General features: G+C 67.2%; 13 protein-coding genes. 11 read left to right on the top strand and 2 right to left on the bottom strand.

What is annotated here, in order from left to right; genetic code table 11:
• The 3 genes from EV648_RS39750 to EV648_RS39740 form a co-directional block, all read left to right on the top strand.
• The coding region (locus EV648_RS39750) for a class I tRNA ligase family protein (RefSeq protein ID WP_158294201.1) at nt 1-558 on the top strand (558 nt) is incomplete at its 5' end.
• 417 nt (nt 559-975) lie between these two features.
• A complete protein-coding gene (locus EV648_RS39745) occupies nt 976-1863 on the top strand; it encodes a hypothetical protein (RefSeq protein WP_132301193.1) in 888 nt (295 codons plus the stop codon).
• A gap of 78 nt (nt 1864-1941) precedes the next feature.
• On the top strand, nt 1942-2643 hold the full coding sequence (locus tag EV648_RS39740; RefSeq protein ID WP_132301191.1) for a hypothetical protein: 702 nt from the start codon (nt 1942-1944) through the stop codon (nt 2641-2643).
• Nucleotides 2644-2749: 106 nt separating this feature from the next.
• Here EV648_RS39740 and EV648_RS39735 read toward each other — a convergent pair whose 3' ends face one another.
• Complete coding sequence (locus EV648_RS39735; RefSeq protein ID WP_132301189.1) at nt 2750-3064, bottom strand: antibiotic biosynthesis monooxygenase; 315 nt, start codon at nt 3062-3064, stop codon at nt 2750-2752.
• A 219-nt stretch (nt 3065-3283) separates the two neighbouring features.
• Nucleotides 3284-3928, bottom strand: a complete 645-nt coding sequence (locus EV648_RS39730; RefSeq protein ID WP_241996067.1) for an AraC family transcriptional regulator — start codon at nt 3926-3928, stop codon at nt 3284-3286.
• Nucleotides 3929-4096: 168 nt separating this feature from the next.
• Between EV648_RS39730 and EV648_RS39725 the strand changes: the two genes are divergently transcribed.
• From EV648_RS39725 to EV648_RS39690, 8 genes are all read left to right on the top strand, one after another.
• The gene (locus EV648_RS39725; protein WP_132301187.1) at nt 4097-5056 is read left to right on the top strand and encodes a zinc-binding dehydrogenase; all 960 of its coding nucleotides are present in this window, start codon (nt 4097-4099) and stop codon (nt 5054-5056) included.
• Between the two features lie 628 nt (nt 5057-5684).
• The gene (locus tag EV648_RS39720; RefSeq protein ID WP_132301185.1) at nt 5685-8411 is read left to right on the top strand and encodes a family 20 glycosylhydrolase; all 2727 of its coding nucleotides are present in this window, start codon (nt 5685-5687) and stop codon (nt 8409-8411) included.
• A 137-nt stretch (nt 8412-8548) separates the two neighbouring features.
• Nucleotides 8549-8905 carry a hypothetical protein gene (locus EV648_RS42915; RefSeq protein ID WP_158294200.1) on the top strand — a complete coding sequence of 119 codons (357 nt, stop codon included), beginning with the start codon at nt 8549-8551 and terminating at the stop codon, nt 8903-8905.
• Between the two features lie 113 nt (nt 8906-9018).
• Nucleotides 9019-10527, top strand: a complete 1509-nt coding sequence (locus EV648_RS39710; protein ID WP_132301183.1) for an aldehyde dehydrogenase — start codon at nt 9019-9021, stop codon at nt 10525-10527.
• A gap of 157 nt (nt 10528-10684) precedes the next feature.
• Nucleotides 10685-12283 carry a DHA2 family efflux MFS transporter permease subunit gene (locus EV648_RS39705; protein ID WP_132301181.1) on the top strand — a complete coding sequence of 533 codons (1599 nt, stop codon included), beginning with the start codon at nt 10685-10687 and terminating at the stop codon, nt 12281-12283.
• A 72-nt stretch (nt 12284-12355) separates the two neighbouring features.
• Nucleotides 12356-14353 carry an NAD-dependent DNA ligase LigA gene (gene ligA / locus EV648_RS39700; protein ID WP_132301179.1) on the top strand — a complete coding sequence of 666 codons (1998 nt, stop codon included), beginning with the start codon at nt 12356-12358 and terminating at the stop codon, nt 14351-14353.
• A gap of 164 nt (nt 14354-14517) precedes the next feature.
• Nucleotides 14518-15372: a S1 family peptidase gene (locus EV648_RS39695; RefSeq protein ID WP_132301177.1), complete on the top strand. Its 855-nt coding sequence runs from the start codon at nt 14518-14520 to the stop codon at nt 15370-15372.
• Between the two features lie 141 nt (nt 15373-15513).
• On the top strand, nt 15514-15870 hold the full coding sequence (locus tag EV648_RS39690; RefSeq protein ID WP_132301175.1) for a hypothetical protein: 357 nt from the start codon (nt 15514-15516) through the stop codon (nt 15868-15870).
• Nucleotides 15871-16024: the final 154 nt, after the last annotated feature.

Below are 16024 nucleotides of genomic sequence, written 5' to 3'. Positions count from 1 at the left end.
TACCGGCTACTGCAGCGGGTCTGGCGCAACGTCGTCGACGAGGCGACCGGTTCGCCGCGGGTCTCTTCGGACGCGGCCGACGAGGAGACCCGGCGGCAGCTGCACCGGACGATCGCGGCCGTGCGCGAGGGCATGGAAACGCTGCGCTTCAACACCGCGATCGCCCGCATCACCGAGCTGAACAACCACCTGACCGCGCGATGGGGTGCGGCCGGAGGAGCACCGCGGGAGGTCGTCGAGCCACTGCTGCTGATGCTGGCCCCCCTGGCGCCCCACGTCGCCGAGGAGCTGTGGTCGCGGCTGGGGCATGCAAGGTCGCTGGCGTGGGAGACCTTCCCGGTCGCCGACCCGACCCTGCTGACGACTGAGACGGTCGAGATCGCGGTGCAGGTGAACGGCAAGGTTCGGGCGACGACCGTGCTGCCTGCCGATGCAGACAAGGCGAGCACCGTGGCGCTGGTGCTGGCCGACGCTTTGGTGGTCCGCGTGCTGGCCGGCGTCCAGGTCCAGCGAGTGATCGTGGTGCCCGGGCGGCTCGTCAACATCGTCACCAGGTAACCGCGGTCGGCCCGGGCCGCCAACAGGATGGTCCCGTCCGTCAACGTAGTCCGCGAGAACGACACCGGACAGATCCTCATGATGGATGGCTCGATGAAGCGACCTACCGCCCACTACCTCAAGCGCCCGACAACGCCCTACTTCGACTGAGCCCCGATCGCGCCACATCGATCGGATTCGCCGTCAGTCCCGCGCTCGAGTCGCCACCGGTGTCGGTGCCGCTTCGGCGACGCGGGATTCATCCACCGCGGCAGGTTTCCACAGGCTGCGAAGTCGTCCGTTCCGCTCGTCGGAAGACCCATATGTTTCTGGGCAAGGAGGTGCTCGATGAGTGCTGGCAATGACAATGACAACCGTAGAAGTGGCTGTGGAGGCCACCGGCGGCGCAATGAGACAGCTGGGAAGCAGCCACATCCGGTGTTGACACCGCTGACGGCGAGCCAAGCGATCCGGCTGGTGCGTCTGGCCGAGGATGCGGTCGCGAAACGGGGACTGCCGATGCAGTATGACGGTGCAGGCGCTCTGATACCGGTCGGAAAAGACGGTGTTCAGGTGCACGACGGCATGGTCGCCGGACTCGCGAACCTCGCTCGGACAGTCGCTGGGTTGCCACGACAGCAGTGGCGCTCGGCGGTGGCGGCGCATTTCGACCAGATAACCGCTCCGGACGGGCCGCCGCCGATTCCGGACGACCTGGAAAGCGAGCTCTACCTTCGACTGGTGTGCGCGTCCACGATCGAGCCCACCTGGGCCGAACGCATGCCCAAGTTCGCACCAGGCGTACTCACCGTGCCGGCCACCTACACCGGCCGGGCGGTGGCAATGCATTTCGACATCGACAGCCTCGGCGTGACCCGGGACGAAGCCAGCCGGATAGGCCTGTCGAACCTGCGCCGCCTCCAAGACAAGGTCGAGCACGTGCACTACAACGGTGCCGAGATCACCGCATTGACCGGCAGCATGTTCACCGCATCGAGGGCACTGGTACTCGACACTGTCCTGCGCGAGTCATTACAGGTCGAGAATCCGCCGTTCGGCTGCCTCGTCGCAATGCCGGTCCGAGACATGCTGCTCGTGCACGTACTCCGAGACCAGACGGTGCTCACCGCCCTGGACATGTTGGTCACACTCGCCACCACCCTGTTCATCAGCCGGCCGGGCCCGGTCAGCCCGTACGTCTACTACGCCACGGACCACGAGTGGCATCAGGTCACCGACGACACCGGCGAGATCCGTGTGCAAGACGTAGGCCAACTCTCCGACGCCTTGAAGCGCGTTGGCGCGGACCGAAGCAGTCTGCTGTGATCGCCGCAGACGCTCTTACAGTTGGTGACTATGACCGACCTAGACGATGATCTGTGGGACCGCGCGACGCTCCGCCGGTTGCGCGCCGGCGAGACCGATGTGCTGCTCGAAGGTCATTCCCTGGCGCCGGTGTTGCAGCAGGCCGGACAAGCCCTACTCCGGGCCGGAAGTGCTGCCGACAGAGACCTCATACGGCGTTGCGTCGCCGGCCTCCGGGATCGCGATGCCGCGGGCGACGACGTCCTGGCCGTGGAAGTGCTGGCCGAGTTCGGGGAGCCAGTCACCAGCGAGCACCTGTCGTGGCCGCTGACCGCGGTGCCGGTCGACCTGGAGATGTTGGCTGGTTTCCTGGACGGTGATTCCCTCCAAGGCGATGGAGCGGTCGACCTCTTCACCGGGAACGTCTATCCGCCGGGCTCGCTGGACTGGGATCGTCCCGAGGAGCCCGACGAGGACAGCGAGACCTTCGATCCGGACAGGTGGCTGTACTTCCAGCCGGAAAGCGGCGAGGCCTATCGCGACATGCTCGACTTCGCCGCCGGCCTGGCGGACGGACCACTGAGGGAGCAGCTGTTTTCGGCACTCGAGGGTCGTGGCCCGTTCCGCCAGTTCCGTAACGTGCTCAAGGCCGACGACCAGCTAACGCGCTGGACACTGTTTCGGGACGAGCGCCAGCTCGGGCGCGCACGAGCATGGCTGGCTCGGGCGGGCTACCGCGCTGTCTGGCAGACAGACGGGAACCCCATCGGTGCAGTCACGCCGACACGCCCGGCAGATTGATAGGCACCGGCCCGAACGCGAGGGCCGTGAGCCCGCTGACGACGCTCGTCTGTCCGACAGTAGGACCGGGATCGATCTCGGTCAGCTTGACCAAAGATGCTCGGTCTCATGGTGATGATGGGGACGCAACGTCGAAGTGCGCGACCGTGGCCTCCCGGTCGAGCAGATACTCATCGTCTTCCGGGTAATACTTGGCGTGGTCTATGTCGTCGCCGGCAAAGGCGCGGATCTGATCGAGGTCGGTCCACCAGCTCAGCGTGATGATCTCGGTCCGGCCGTCGCCGAGATCGCGGGTGAGCAGCTGAGCGCCCTCGTTTCCCGGAGTACGCCGATAGCCGGCCATACCCGTGCGCTCCACGATCTCGACGTACTCGGCTGCCTTCTCGGTAGGCACCCAGCCCCGCCACATGCGCGCAATCATGCAGCCACCGTACGCCGACCAGCCCACAGCCGGCTCGAGCCGCACCCGCACCGCGTGCCCCTTTTGCCCGGCCGTTACCGCGTCACCACCGAGCCGGAGGCGAGGTCTGAACTCGTTCAGACGTTGAGCAGGAGGCATGCGGTCAAGGTGCGTGTTCGTCCTCGCACACAGACAGAGCCGCGGACCTAACGGTCCGCGGCCTTTTGTTGCCTCGGGCAGCTAGGGGTTTCGGTAGCGGCCTGGGGTAGTGCCGACGAGAGCGGTGAAGGCCGCGATGAAGCCGCTGGGGTTGGACCAGCCGCAGGCGTGGGCGATGTGGGTGGTGGTGTGACCGTCGGCCAGCAGGATCAGCGCGTGGTAGATGCGCACCTGGGTGCGCCACTCGTAGTACGTCATGCCGAGCTCGTCGTGGAGGAGGCGGCTGAGGGTGCGGGCGCTTGCGCCGATCAGGTGGCCGAGCTCGGCTAGCGACCGGCTGTCGTCGGGGTGGTCGTAAAGGACCTGCGCGACGGCTCGCAGGCGGTCGTCGTGTGGCTCCGGCAGGTGGAGTGACTGGTCGTGACTTTCGTGCAGCTCGTCGACGAGGACTCTGCGAAGGCGAGCTTCGGCGTCGCTGTGGTAGCTGCGATCACCGGTGAGCGCAAGGATCACCTCGCGGGCGAGATCCGACACCGTGAACACGACTGGGTGGTCGGGTACGCGACGGGCCATGGCCGTGGAGAGGAAGACGATCCGCATGTCGGTCGTGCTGTGGGCCCGGTGGTAGTGCGTGAAGCCGGCTGGAGTCCACGCGGCGCGGTTGGCCGGGACGATCGACGTACCGCGCTCCGTGTGGACGGAAAGTACGCCGCGGGCGGCATACACCAGGTGACCACGGGAGTGTGACTGGGGCGCGCTGGCTCCGCCGGACCGCCACAGATGCACACCACCGGACGGCAGCAATCGTGACGTCTCAGGGACTTGGCGGGCAACGGGCATGAGATGGCATCTTACCGGTGTCCAGCCAAGCTACCCGTCGGCGAGAGTGACCGCATGATGATGCGAGCTGTGGTGTGCGTTCGCCCGGGTGGTCCCGAGGTGTTGGAGATTCGCAAGGTCCCGGTTCCAGCCGTTCGGGAAGGCTGGAGCGTGGTACAGATCAAGGGCGCGGGGCTGAACCGCTCCGAGCTGAGAACCCGCCAAGGACACTCCCCCAGCGTCAGCTTCCCGCGCGTACTGGGGATCGAGTGCGTCGGGATCGTGGCGGCCTCGACCGATTCACGCTTGCCAGAAGGCACGACAGTCGCGGCCGTGATGGGTGAGATGGGTCGCGATTTCGACGGTGGCTACGCGGAGTACGCCGTACTGCCGAACGCACTCCTGATGCCGATCACCACGGCGCTGCCCTGGGAGGTCTTCGCCGCACTTCCCGAGGCCTACCTGACCGCACAGGGGTCACTGGACGCGCTGGGCGTGGCTTCGGGTGACCGGTTGCTCATCCGCGGTGGCACCTCGTCCGTCGGAATGGCTACCGCGACCATCGCGTCGGCCGCCGGCATCGAGACCGCCGCCACCACGCGCAGCCAGAACAAGCTCGCCACTCTGCAGAGCCGGCACGCGTTCCTCGACGACGGCCGATTGACCGCCGACGTCCACGCACTCTGGCCCACCGGGCCGGACCACATCCTCGACCTGGTCGGTACAAGTACGGCGCTCGACTCGCTTCGCCTTGTTCGTCGCGGAGGCAGTGTCTGCATCTCCGGCTCGCTCAGCGGCTGGCTCATCCCTGACTTCGAGCCGATCGCGATGATCCCTTCCGGCACCAAGCTCACCTCGTTCCACAGCAAGGACGCCATGGGCAACACCGCAGCGCTCCAACGCGTCGTGAACCAGGTCGAGTCCGGCGCGTACCAGCCCACCATCGACCGCATCTTCTCTCTCGACGATCTGGCGGCCGCCCACCACTTTCTGGAGACCAACCAGGCCACCGGCAAGGTCATCATGGTCACCTAGCCGACCCCGGCAACAAAGGCAACTGACTGCGCGGGGCGGCGGCTGTATTGAGGCGCGGGCCCCAGGGTCAGCGGCCTCTTTGTTGCCTCGGCACCTTTTTGTTGCCTCGGCACCTTGTCCGGCCGCCTTCTTCTCTGCCGCCGTCGGCCAGCGGCCGGTGGGCGGCTCTAGAATCGGCGGCCGAGACTGGAGAAAGGCAGGCCGGCCGAATCGCGCAGTACCGCGGCCCAGCCGGCCTGACGTCCTACTACGTCACGCGCCCCTGGGTGACCTCGGTGTAAACGGCATGGCCGACTGTGGACTCGGTTCTTGCACGTGTAGTGCGTGGGGCGGAAAATCGCCGGTACGGTCGCCCTCGACGCCCGCGTGACACCGCCCTGCACCGGTAAGGAGTGACGTGAGATTCCCTTTCTTGTCGCCGAAACCCGAGGGGAGACCGGCCGCAGGCGATCGGTCTCGACCTCGCGCTGTCCCCGCGCTGACAATCGGCGCGCTTGTCGCCACCGCTCTGGTCCCACTGGCAGTGGGACAGGCTTCCGCCGGCACATCCACGACGTCTGCTGATGCCACCGAGAGCGTCAACCTCGCCCTCCTGCCGGGCACGGTCGCCTCCGCCAAGTCACAACGCATGACTCCACCCGCGGCGACGTACGCGCCCGCCAACGCGGTCGATGTGTTCGTGCACAACGGATGGACCTCGAACTACGCGTCGGTCGGCAACGGCTACGACCCGGCCCAGGACTGGTTCCAGGTCAAGCTGGCCACGCCCGCCCCGGTCTACGAGGTGTTCAGCCGCTGGACTTCTCCGGCCAAGCCGACGGAATACGACCTGCAGGTCTCCACGGACGCCGACTGCCAGACCTGGTCGACGGTCACCCGCGTGGTGAATCCGAGCGACAAGGATTCCCAGGTGATCGATCGCAAGGACCCGATCTCGTGTGTCCGGATGCAAGCCCTGGCCACGACTTCCACGACCGGGTACACGATCAACGAGTTCGAGATCTGGTCCGGCCCCAAGCCGGCACCGGTCGTCGGCCAGATCATTCCCGTGCCGGTGCAGCAGAAGCCCGGCACCGGTCAGCCGTGGGAGCTCACGGACAAGTCCCGGATCGTCGTCTCCAGCAGTGCCCTCGCCGCCATGGCTGAGGTCCTCGCCGGTTACCTGCGGCCGGCCACCGGGTTCGTACTCCCCGTGGTGACAGGTTCCGCCGGCGGCGCCGACATCGCCCTCTCGCTCGCGCCAGTGTCCGGCATCCCACAGGGCAACGCGGTCGCCGCGGCAGAGGGTTACTCCCTCACGGTGTCGAGTGCGGGCGTGCAGATCGTCGCCCCGCAAGCACATGGCCTGTTCAACGGCTTCGTGAGCCTTCGACAGCTGTTGCCAGCGGCGATCAACTCGTCCACTACCGGCGTGGGGCCGTGGACAGCACAGCCCATCACGGTCCTGGACTACCCGCGCTATGCGCATCGAGGTCTTCAGCTCGACCCTGCCCGCAACTTCCTGACCGTGGCCGAGATCCGATCCATGATCGACCAACTGGCAGCGTTGAAGGGCGACCGGCTGCACCTGCACCTGAGCGACTCCCAGTCCTGGCGCCTGGAGATCAAGGGCTACCCGGCTCTGGACGGCACCGGGTGCAACGGATCGGGCTGTGTCGCGGGCTTCTACACGCAAGAGGACTTCAAGAACCTGGTCAAGTACGCGGCCGACCGGTTCATCGAGATCGTCCCAGAGCTGGAAGGCCCGGCCCACGCTACGGCGGCAGTCAGATCCCTGGGCGGCGTCGCGGTCATGGGTTGCCAGGGCCAGACCCAGACCGACCGGTTCTGCACCAACCCGAACGACCCGGCGAGTGAGCGGGCGCTAGCGTTCTGGCGAGACGCGATCGCACAGCTTGCCGCGATTTCTCCCGCACCGATCATCCACATCGGCGGTGACGAGGCCATCGGGATGCCCCACGAGGACTACAAGTGGTGGATCGGGCAGATGGAGGCCATCGTCAACGACACCGGCAAGCGAATGATGGGCTGGAACCCCGCACTGGAGGGCTACGCACCGGGCTCGACCTCCATCAACCACTACTGGTCCGACTACACCGGCGGTGGCCCCCCGCTCATCAAGCCCGAGTGGTTCAACCAGGGCCGCAGCGTCATCACGACCCCGGAATGGAACGCCTATCTCGACTTCGGGTACGACGGGTCTCCCGGCCGGACGCCGCGGACCGAACTCGACAAGGCCTACTCGTGGGACCCGGAATGGGTGTACGAGAAGTACCGGTCCGTCTGGGCGCAACCGGCGTACGGCGGACCGAAGGCGGAGGACATCATCGGCATCGAGGCGCCCATCTGGGGCGAGCAGATGCGTGGGCTGGCCACGAACGAGTACATGGTCTTCCCACGGCTGGCAGGCATCCTGGAGAAGGCCTGGTCTCCGAAGGTGCTCACCCAGGACTACGACGCGTATCGCCAACGGCTCAGCATCGCCGGACCTCGGTGGGCCTTCGGAGGCGTGAACTTCGGCTCCATCAACCAGGTCACCTGGAGTTCGGAGGCGATGGGCACGGTCACCCGCTTCGGTGTGGACAGGACCCTGAGCAACGCACCTCTGGGACGTCTGGCCGCCGGCTCGATTCCGCCTGGTGAGTTCACCGCCATGATCGATTGGGGCGACGGATCCCCGGCCGAGGCCGCCGGTATCGCAGCACGCGATTACGTGGCGAGCCAACGTCAGGGGAGAAGCCTGATGACCGTCAGCGGGAGCCACACCTACCCGGCGGACGGGGTGTATCACGGGACTGTCACCTACAGCCGTCAGGGCCAGACCTGGGTCGTGCCGTTCGTCGCGACCGGCGTCCCGTCCTGTACGACGATGGTCACCGGGACGCATCAGGGCGCGTTGACCGTCTCCTCGGGCGTCACGTGCGTCGACGGCGCGACTATCTCGGGACCCGTAACCGTGGCTGCGGGCGCCGGACTCTACGCAACCGGGTCTGAAATCAGCGGCCCGGTGACGGCATCCGGGGCAGACAACGTTCTGCTGTGCGGCACCACCGTGTCCGGGCCGGTGACCGTGACCGGTGGAACCCGGGTCTGGCTCGGCAACCACAACGGCGAGTGCGCGCCCCCGACGGTCAGGGGTCCGGTGAAGGTCAGCGGTTCGGTGGGTCAGGTGACGATCGACGGCGCCACCGTTGCCGGCCCGGTCGTCCTGCAGAACAACACCGGCTCGACGATCGTCTCCGGCAACCACATCAGCGGGCCGCTGTCCTGCACGGGCAACTCCCCCGCGCCGACCAACGCAGGCCAACCCAACTCCGCGTCCGGCCCGAAGTCGGGCCAGTGCGCCGGACTCTGACAGCCGGTAGGTGAACATGGCGGCCCTGCGCAGTCACGAGCTGCGCAGGGTCGCCGTACCGCTAGCGTCTGTGGCTGAAGGCGATCAGTAGCACGGCGAGCGTCACCCCACCTGCGGCGAAGGCAGGTCGCGGCGGCTTGCGCAGTACGTCGCGATCACCGTCGCTGCTGAGCACCGACCAGCGCGACCGTGCCGACAGCGCCGAGCCGACCGAGAGGACCGACCCGGCCGAGAAGGCAGACAGGGTCGAACCGACCGACGCGACCGACAACGCGGAACCAACTGAGCCGATGCTCAGCGCCGACCCCGCCGAGCCGATCGACAGAATCGACCCACGGCTCGCGATCGAGAGAAACGAATCTTCTGACCACAACGACAACCCGCCCATGCCCGGCATTGTGGCATGCACGCATCAAAACCACGCCAAAGCTCACCATTTGACCCGCCCCCGGCTGTCGCAGCCGGCCGGAGCCGCGGCTGGCGGTGAGTCGTGAGAATGGGCGGACGAGGGGCGGGTATCGCCGCCCCGATCCACGACTCGGCTGGCCGTCGCGACGGGCGTGACCTAACGTCCGTAGGAAGACGCCTCCGACGACCAGGAGCAGCGATGACCAGTACGACGCTCACGCCGCAGACGGACCGGGAGGACCTGCAGCGGTTCCAGATGTACATCGGCGGAGAGTTCGTCGACGCCCTCTCGGGAGCGACCTTCGCCTCGCCCAATCCTTACACCGGCAAGGCCTGGGCGAGCGTCCCGGACGGAACGGCGGTCGACGTCGACCGAGCGGTCCAAGCCGCGAGGGACGCTCTCGACGGTCCGTGGGGCAGCATGACCGGCTTTCAGCGGGCGCGACTCCTCCGGCGACTCGGGGACGTCATCGCCGCCAACGCTGAGCGACTGGCCCGGCTCGAGGTCGCCGACTCCGGCAAGCTCTACCGCGAGATGATCGGCCAGATGCAGTACCTACCGGAGTGGTATTACTACTTCTCCGGGTTGGCGGACAAGATCGAGGGCCGCGCGATACCTTCGGACCGGGACAACTTCTTCGTTTACACCCGACGCGAGCCGGTCGGTGTCGTCGCAGCCATCACGCCGTGGAACTCGCCATTGCTGCTGATGACCTTCAAACTCGCCACCGCACTCGCGGCCGGCTGCACCTTCGTCGTGAAGCCATCCGAACACTCCCCTGCCTCGACCCTGGCCTTCGCCGAACTCGTTCACGAAGCCGGGATCCCGCCCGGCGTGTTCAACGTCGTTTGCGGCCTGAACCGCTCGGTCGGCGCGTCGTTGGCCGGGCATCCCGGCGTCGACAAGGTCGCCTTCACAGGGTCGACCGCGACCGGTGCCGCCGTGGCCCAAGCCGCCGGCGCGAATCTGAACCGCGTGACACTCGAACTCGGCGGTAAGTCCGCTCAGGTGGTGTTCCCCGACGCGGACCTCGCCGCAGTGGCCAATGGCGTCATCGCCGGTGTCTTCGCCGCGACCGGCCAGACCTGCATGGCCGGATCACGCCTCATCGTGCACGAGAGTGTGCACGACGAACTGGTCAGTCTCATCGTCGAGCGTGCCGACCGGATTCGGCTCGGGGACCCCAACGACGAGGACACCGAGATGGGGCCGGCCGCGAACACACCGCAGTACGAGAAGGTGCTCGGTTACCTGGAGACAGCGCGGAAGGAAGGGGCCGTGATCGCCTGTGGTGGCGGTCCCGACCAGGACCACGGCGGCCTCTTCATCCGACCGACCGTACTCACCGGTGTGAGCAAGGAGCACACCGTCGTCCGGGAGGAGATCTTCGGGCCAGTTCTGTCGGTGTACCCGTTCCGCGACGAGGACGACGCGCTCCGCCTCGCCAACGACACGCCGTACGGTCTGGCCGGTGCGGTGTGGACGAAGGACGTGCACCGCGCGCATCGGGTCGCGGCGCGGCTCCGGGCCGGCAACGTCTGGATCAACGCCTACCGAGTGGTCGCGCCCAACGTGCCGTTCGGTGGCTTCGGCGCGAGCGGCATCGGCCGTGAGAACGGGATCGACGCCATCCACGAGTACACCGAGGTGAAGTCCGTCTGGATAGAACTCACCGGCGCCACCCGCGACCCCTTCAAACTCGGCTGACCCCAGAGCCGAAGCCCGACCAGGCCAGGCCTTCGTACGTTCAGATCCAACACAGTTGAGGGCTCGACAGCCCAGGCTGCCGAGGAAATGTGCTCGTGCCCGCGCAGGATTCGCGCGTAGTCTCGGGAGGACGTGATTCGCGCTCAGGGGGACCAAAATGAGCCAGCCTGCTACCCACTCCGACTACCCCGATCACATCGATGCCGCCGTTCTGAAGATCGCCGGTGTCGTCGTATTGGGCGCCGTCATGTCGATCCTCGACATCACCGTGGTCAACGTCGCCTTGCCGACCTTCCAGCTCGAGTTCGGCTCGCCCGACAACCCGGTCACGTACGCCCACGTCGCCTGGACGGTCACTGCGTACACGCTCGCGCTCGCGACCGTGATTCCGCTGACCGGATGGGCGGCTGATCGGTTCGGCACCAAGCGGCTCTACATGACCGCGATCTTCCTCTTCACCGCCGGGTCCGCCCTGTGTGCCACCGCGTCGAGCATCAACATGCTCATCGGCTTCCGCGTCCTGCAGGGACTAGGTGGCGGCATGCTGATGCCGCTTGGCATGACCATCATGACCAAGGCGGCGGGGCCACACCGGATGGGGCGGCTGATGGCCATCCTCGGGGTGCCCATGCTGCTCGGCCCGATCCTGGGACCGATCCTGGGCGGCTGGCTGATCCAGGTGGCGAGCTGGCACTGGATCTTCCTCATCAACGTACCGCTTGGCGCGATCGCCCTGATCTACGCCTGGTTCGCGCTGGCCAAAGACAGCCCGCAGCGGTCGGAATCGCTCGACGTCGTCGGAGTGGCACTGATGTCCCCCGGGCTCGCCTTGTTCCTCTTCGGCGTGTCCTCCCTGCCCGCCGAGAACGGTGACTTCACTGCTCCACGGGTGTGGGTCTCGATGCTGGCCGGGGTGCTGCTGATGGCGGCGTTCGTCTGGCACTCCTTCCGGCCGGAGCACCCCTTGCTCGACCTCCGGCTGTTCCGCAACCGCAACCTGACCGTCTCGATCATCACGATGTTCCTGTTCGCCGCGGCGTTCTTCGGCGGGCTCCTCCTGGTGCCCACCTACTTCCAAGAGATCCGCGGCGAGTCCACCCTGCACGCAGGTCTCCTGGTGGCGCCGCAGGGACTCGGCGCCATGGTGACCATGCCGATCGCCGGGAGACTCGTGGACAAGGTGCCGGTGGGCCGGATCGTGCCAGTCGGGCTCGTGCTGATCGTCATAGGCATGTTCGGCCTGACCCAGCTCACGGCGACGACGCCGTACCCCCAGATCATCGCGATGCTGGTCGTGATGGGCTTCGGGATGGGCGCCACGATGATGCCGTTGTTCACCTCGGCGCTGAAGACGCTCGCCCGCCCTCAGGTCGCGCGCGGCTCCACCCTGCTCAACATCACCCAGCAGATCGCCTCGTCCTGCGGCGTCGCGACGATGTCGGTCATCCTCACCAATCAGCTCAACGACTCGCCGATCATCCCCGGTACGGAAAACGTCCCCGGGCTGGGCGAAGGCCTCCGCGAGACCCAAGCGGCCATCCTGTCCAACACCCAGCCGGCGAGCCTCGTACCGCTCCATATCGACCCCGCCGCGATCGCGCGCGGGCTGGTCGACGCCGCTGCGGCGTTCGCGCACACCTTCTGGGTCGCCTGGGTGCTGGTAGCCCTCACCTTGGTGCCGGCCCTCATGCTCCCGCGCAAACGCGAGGAGACACACCTCGTCGACGAGGGCGCGCCACCCGCGGTGGTCGACTGACCGCGGCGACCGGATCGAACCCGCATCGGTGACGCGGTCAGTTGTCGGGGGACGCGGGTAGGGTCTTGGGCCGTGGACGTTGGGGAGCGCATTCAGGAACTTGCTGATCAGATCGTGGTACTGCGCGATGCCTACTACCGGGGTTCGCCGGTGGTGGCCGACGCGGAGTACGACGCGATCGAGGACGAGCTGCGGACGCTGATCGACGCCAACCCGGAGCTCGCGCCCGACCCGAACCCGTTGGAGCAGGTGGGTGCGCCCGCTGTACTGCACGCGCCGATCCGGCACTCGCGGCCGATGCTGTCACTGGAGAAGGCGACCCGCCCCGAGCAGGTGGAGGCCTTCTTCAGCCGCTTTCCCGGCCAGTCAGTCGTGGTCATGCCGAAATTGGATGGCCTGTCGCTGGCCCTGGTCTACGAGAACGGGCAACTGGCACGAGCGATCACCCGCGGCGACGGGACGACCGGCGATGACGTGACCCCGCTGGTGCGGGCACTGGCCGATGGGGTCCCGGATCGGCTCGACGTACCGGGCCGCATCGAGGTCCGCGGTGAGGCGGTCATGTTGCGCTCCACCTTCGCCGCCTACAACGCCGCCCACCCGGACAAGCCCCTGATCAACCCGAGGAACGCCGCGGCGGGCACCCTGCGCGCCAAGGACCCGGCCACCGTCGCCGAACGACGCCTGCAGTTCTTCGCCTTCGACCTCCTCAGCGACTCCGACAATGCCGACGCTGATCTCGAGCGCGCACTGCAGACGATGGGATTCACCGTCGCCGACATGCGGCACTGCGACGACGCGGCCGCTGCGCAGGCGGTCATCACCACGATCGAGCAGCAGCGCAACGACCTCGACTACGACCTGGACGGCGCCGTACTGCGACTGGCCGATCGCGACGCCTTCGCCGCCGCCGGCACCCGGTCCAGCTCGCCGCGCGGCGCACTGGCGTTCAAGTTCGCCGCCGAGGAGAAGACCACCGTGCTGGCGGACGTGGTCTGGGACGTCGGCAAAACCGGCAAGATCGCGCCGGTCGCCTGGCTGGAGCCCGTCTTCGTGGGCGGTACGACGGTCACCCGCGCAACGCTGGCCAACCAGGAAGTGATCCGCGCCCGCGACATCAAGATCGGCGACACAGTCCTGGTACGCCGCGCCGGCGACGTGATCCCGTTCGTCGCCGGCGTGCTCGACGCCTCCAAGCGCACGGGCGCAGAGCGGGACATCGTGCCGCCCACGGTGTGCCCGTCGTGCGAGCAGGCATTGACAGAGCAGGGCAATAGCCGCGAACTGTTCTGCACCAACGTTGCCTGCCCCGCCCAGACCGTACGGCGACTGATCCACTGGGCATCCCGCGCAGCCGCCGACATCGACGCGATCGGCGGAGTCTGGATCGAACGGCTGGCCGAGGCGGGGATTCTGGAACACCCGTCGGACTTCTACCAGCTGACCAAGGACGGTCTGCTGGAGTTCGACCGCATCGGCGAGGTCTCGGCTGCCCGCATGATCGACTCGATCGACGCGAGCCGTCAGGTCGGCCTCCGCCGGGCACTGATCGGCCTCGCGATCCCGATGGCCTCCGAAGGCACCGCGACCAGAGTGTGCCGAGCGGGATTCGGCTCACTGGAAGAGGTTGCCGACGCAGGCGTCGATGGCCTCGTCGCCGTGGAAGACATCGGGCCGAAGGTCGCCGCCTCGCTGATCGAGCACCTCACCCGACTACGGCCCGAGCTCGAGCGGCTCCGTGCGGCCGGCGTATCGCTGGACGTGCGCGAGGAAGACCTCCCACCGGTCGTCGCAGCCGGTGCACCCCTGGCGGGCAAGACAGTGGTGGTCACCGGCGCGATCAGCGACCCACGCTCCGGCGAAAAGGTCGCCCGCCCAGCCTTCCAACGACTCTGCGAGAAGGCAGGCGCCACCATCGCCTCGTCGGTCTCGGCGAGCACCGACCTGCTCATCACCGGAGCCGACGTCGGCGCCGCCAAACTCACCAAGGCCGAGAAGCTCGGCGTCACCGTCGTCGACCAGTCCGAGATCTGGCAACAGCTCCAAGCCGCCGACCTCCTCAACCGCTGAAGCCCAGGGCAGCGCAGGCGACGACTGACGAGCGGTTGCCTGTAAGTCCGGACGGGCAAATACTCCTGAGTGTCAGCCAGTGGTGTCACGGCTACATGGCGCCACCGGCCCGACAGTTCGAGGGACCCCGCCCACAGGTCCCGTTCACTCCTCGGGAGGATCTAATGAGGCTCGAACGCACGTCAGTCCGGAGCCGCCTGCGCCGGACCGCCCAGCTCCTAGCCGCGGTCAGCGCGATCGCGGCCTCCCTGTACGCCGTACCGGCCGCGGGTGCCGCCGCACCTTCGCCGGCCGCGCAACTGTCCGCCGCAAACGCCGCAGTGGAACGGTCAGGGGTGAGCGGCATCGCGTGGTACACCGACACGGCCTCCGGCAAGGTGGTCGTCACCGCAGACAGCTCTGTGTCCGCGGTGGAAGTCGCCGCGCTGAAACACGACGCGGTACAGGTCAATCGCACGAGCGGTGTCTTCACGCCGCTGCTCTCGGCGGGTGACGCGATCTACGGCGGCCAGTACCGCTGCTCGCTCGGCTTCAACGTGGTGAAGGGCGGCACCTACTACTTCCTCACCGCCGGCCACTGCGGGAAGGTGGCGAACACCTGGTACACCAACTCCAACCACTCCACGCTGATCGGCCCGACAATCGACTACAGCTTCCCAGGCAACGACTACGCACTGGTCCGGTACGACAACGCGTCGCTGAGCCACCCGGGTGGGTTCACCGCTGCCAACGCGTTCGTCGGGGAGACTGTCACTCGCAAGGGCTCGACCACCGGAACCCACAACGGCAAGGTCACCGCACTCAACGTCACCGTCCGGTACTCCGGCGGCGGCAGGGTCGGCGGACTGATCCAGACGACCGTGTGCGCGGAACCGGGCGATTCTGGCGGCCCACTGTACGACGGCACGAAGGCGCTCGGCCTGACCTCCGGTGGCAGCGGCAACTGCACCAGCGGAGGCACGACGTTCTTCCAGCCCGTGACCGAAGCCGCGAGCGTCTACGGCGTGACCATCTATTGATCCGACCGATGATCCGGCCGTGTCTCTGAGGCGCGGCCGGGTCGGTCGCGCTCCGCATCCTGTCCAGTTCCTGACGTCACGCTGGTGCCCGCGGACCGGACCGGCCAGGGTTGATGGCAGTCGTGGAAACGGGAAAGGCGCATGGCGAACAGCAACGCCGACAAGGACAGCAACACCGGCAAGCACGGCGAGGCCACCGGTTTCCAGGAGCAGGCGCCGTACGACGAATCGATCGACCTGCGCACCGACTTCGTCATGGTCTACGGCCTCAACGACACGGCGGCGAAGCGCATTGCCCGGTGGCGCGAGGCCGGCTATCGCGTCCACCTGATGACCGGCATCTCCTGGGGCACGTATCAGGACTATCTGGATGGACGGTGGGCCGGCTCCGACCACTGGGCCCTTCTACGGTCTGGCGCTCCCACCGCTGTACGACGGGCAGCGGGTCTGTCCGGTCCAGCTGGAGAACGTGATCGATACTCCTGCAGTCCTAGATGACGAAGAGGTACCGTCCGCTCTCGCCGCTGCGGTGCACCACCTCGATGCTCCCGACGGGCACCATGCTCAGCGCCGACCTCGGCCTCGCCACGCCTAGACTGCTCGGCGGTTGTGGGTGCGGAGCGACGAGATCTGCGGGACGGGTGAAGGGAGC

Source organism: Kribbella sp. VKM Ac-2568, from assembly GCF_004345365.1.
GTDB lineage: Bacteria > Actinomycetota > Actinomycetes > Propionibacteriales > Kribbellaceae > Kribbella > Kribbella orskensis.
The sequence above is the reverse complement of the archived record's forward strand: the minus strand, read 5'-3'. Positions and strand labels throughout refer to the sequence as shown.

Excerpts from the sequence above, each read along its gene's own strand:
- EV648_RS39695 (WP_132301177.1), top strand. The coding sequence starts at position 14,518 with ATGAGGCTCGAACGCACGTCAGTCCGGAGCCGCCTGCGCCGGACCGCC.
- EV648_RS39690 (WP_132301175.1), top strand. The coding sequence starts at position 15,514 with ATGGCGAACAGCAACGCCGACAAGGACAGCAACACCGGCAAGCACGGC.
- EV648_RS39720 (WP_132301185.1), top strand. The coding sequence starts at position 5,685 with ATGACTCCACCCGCGGCGACGTACGCGCCCGCCAACGCGGTCGATGTG.
- EV648_RS39735 (WP_132301189.1), bottom strand. The coding sequence starts at position 3,064 with ATGATTGCGCGCATGTGGCGGGGCTGGGTGCCTACCGAGAAGGCAGCC.
- EV648_RS39705 (WP_132301181.1), top strand. The coding sequence starts at position 10,685 with ATGAGCCAGCCTGCTACCCACTCCGACTACCCCGATCACATCGATGCC.
- EV648_RS39710 (WP_132301183.1), top strand. The coding sequence starts at position 9,019 with ATGACCAGTACGACGCTCACGCCGCAGACGGACCGGGAGGACCTGCAG.
- EV648_RS39725 (WP_132301187.1), top strand. The coding sequence starts at position 4,097 with ATGATGATGCGAGCTGTGGTGTGCGTTCGCCCGGGTGGTCCCGAGGTG.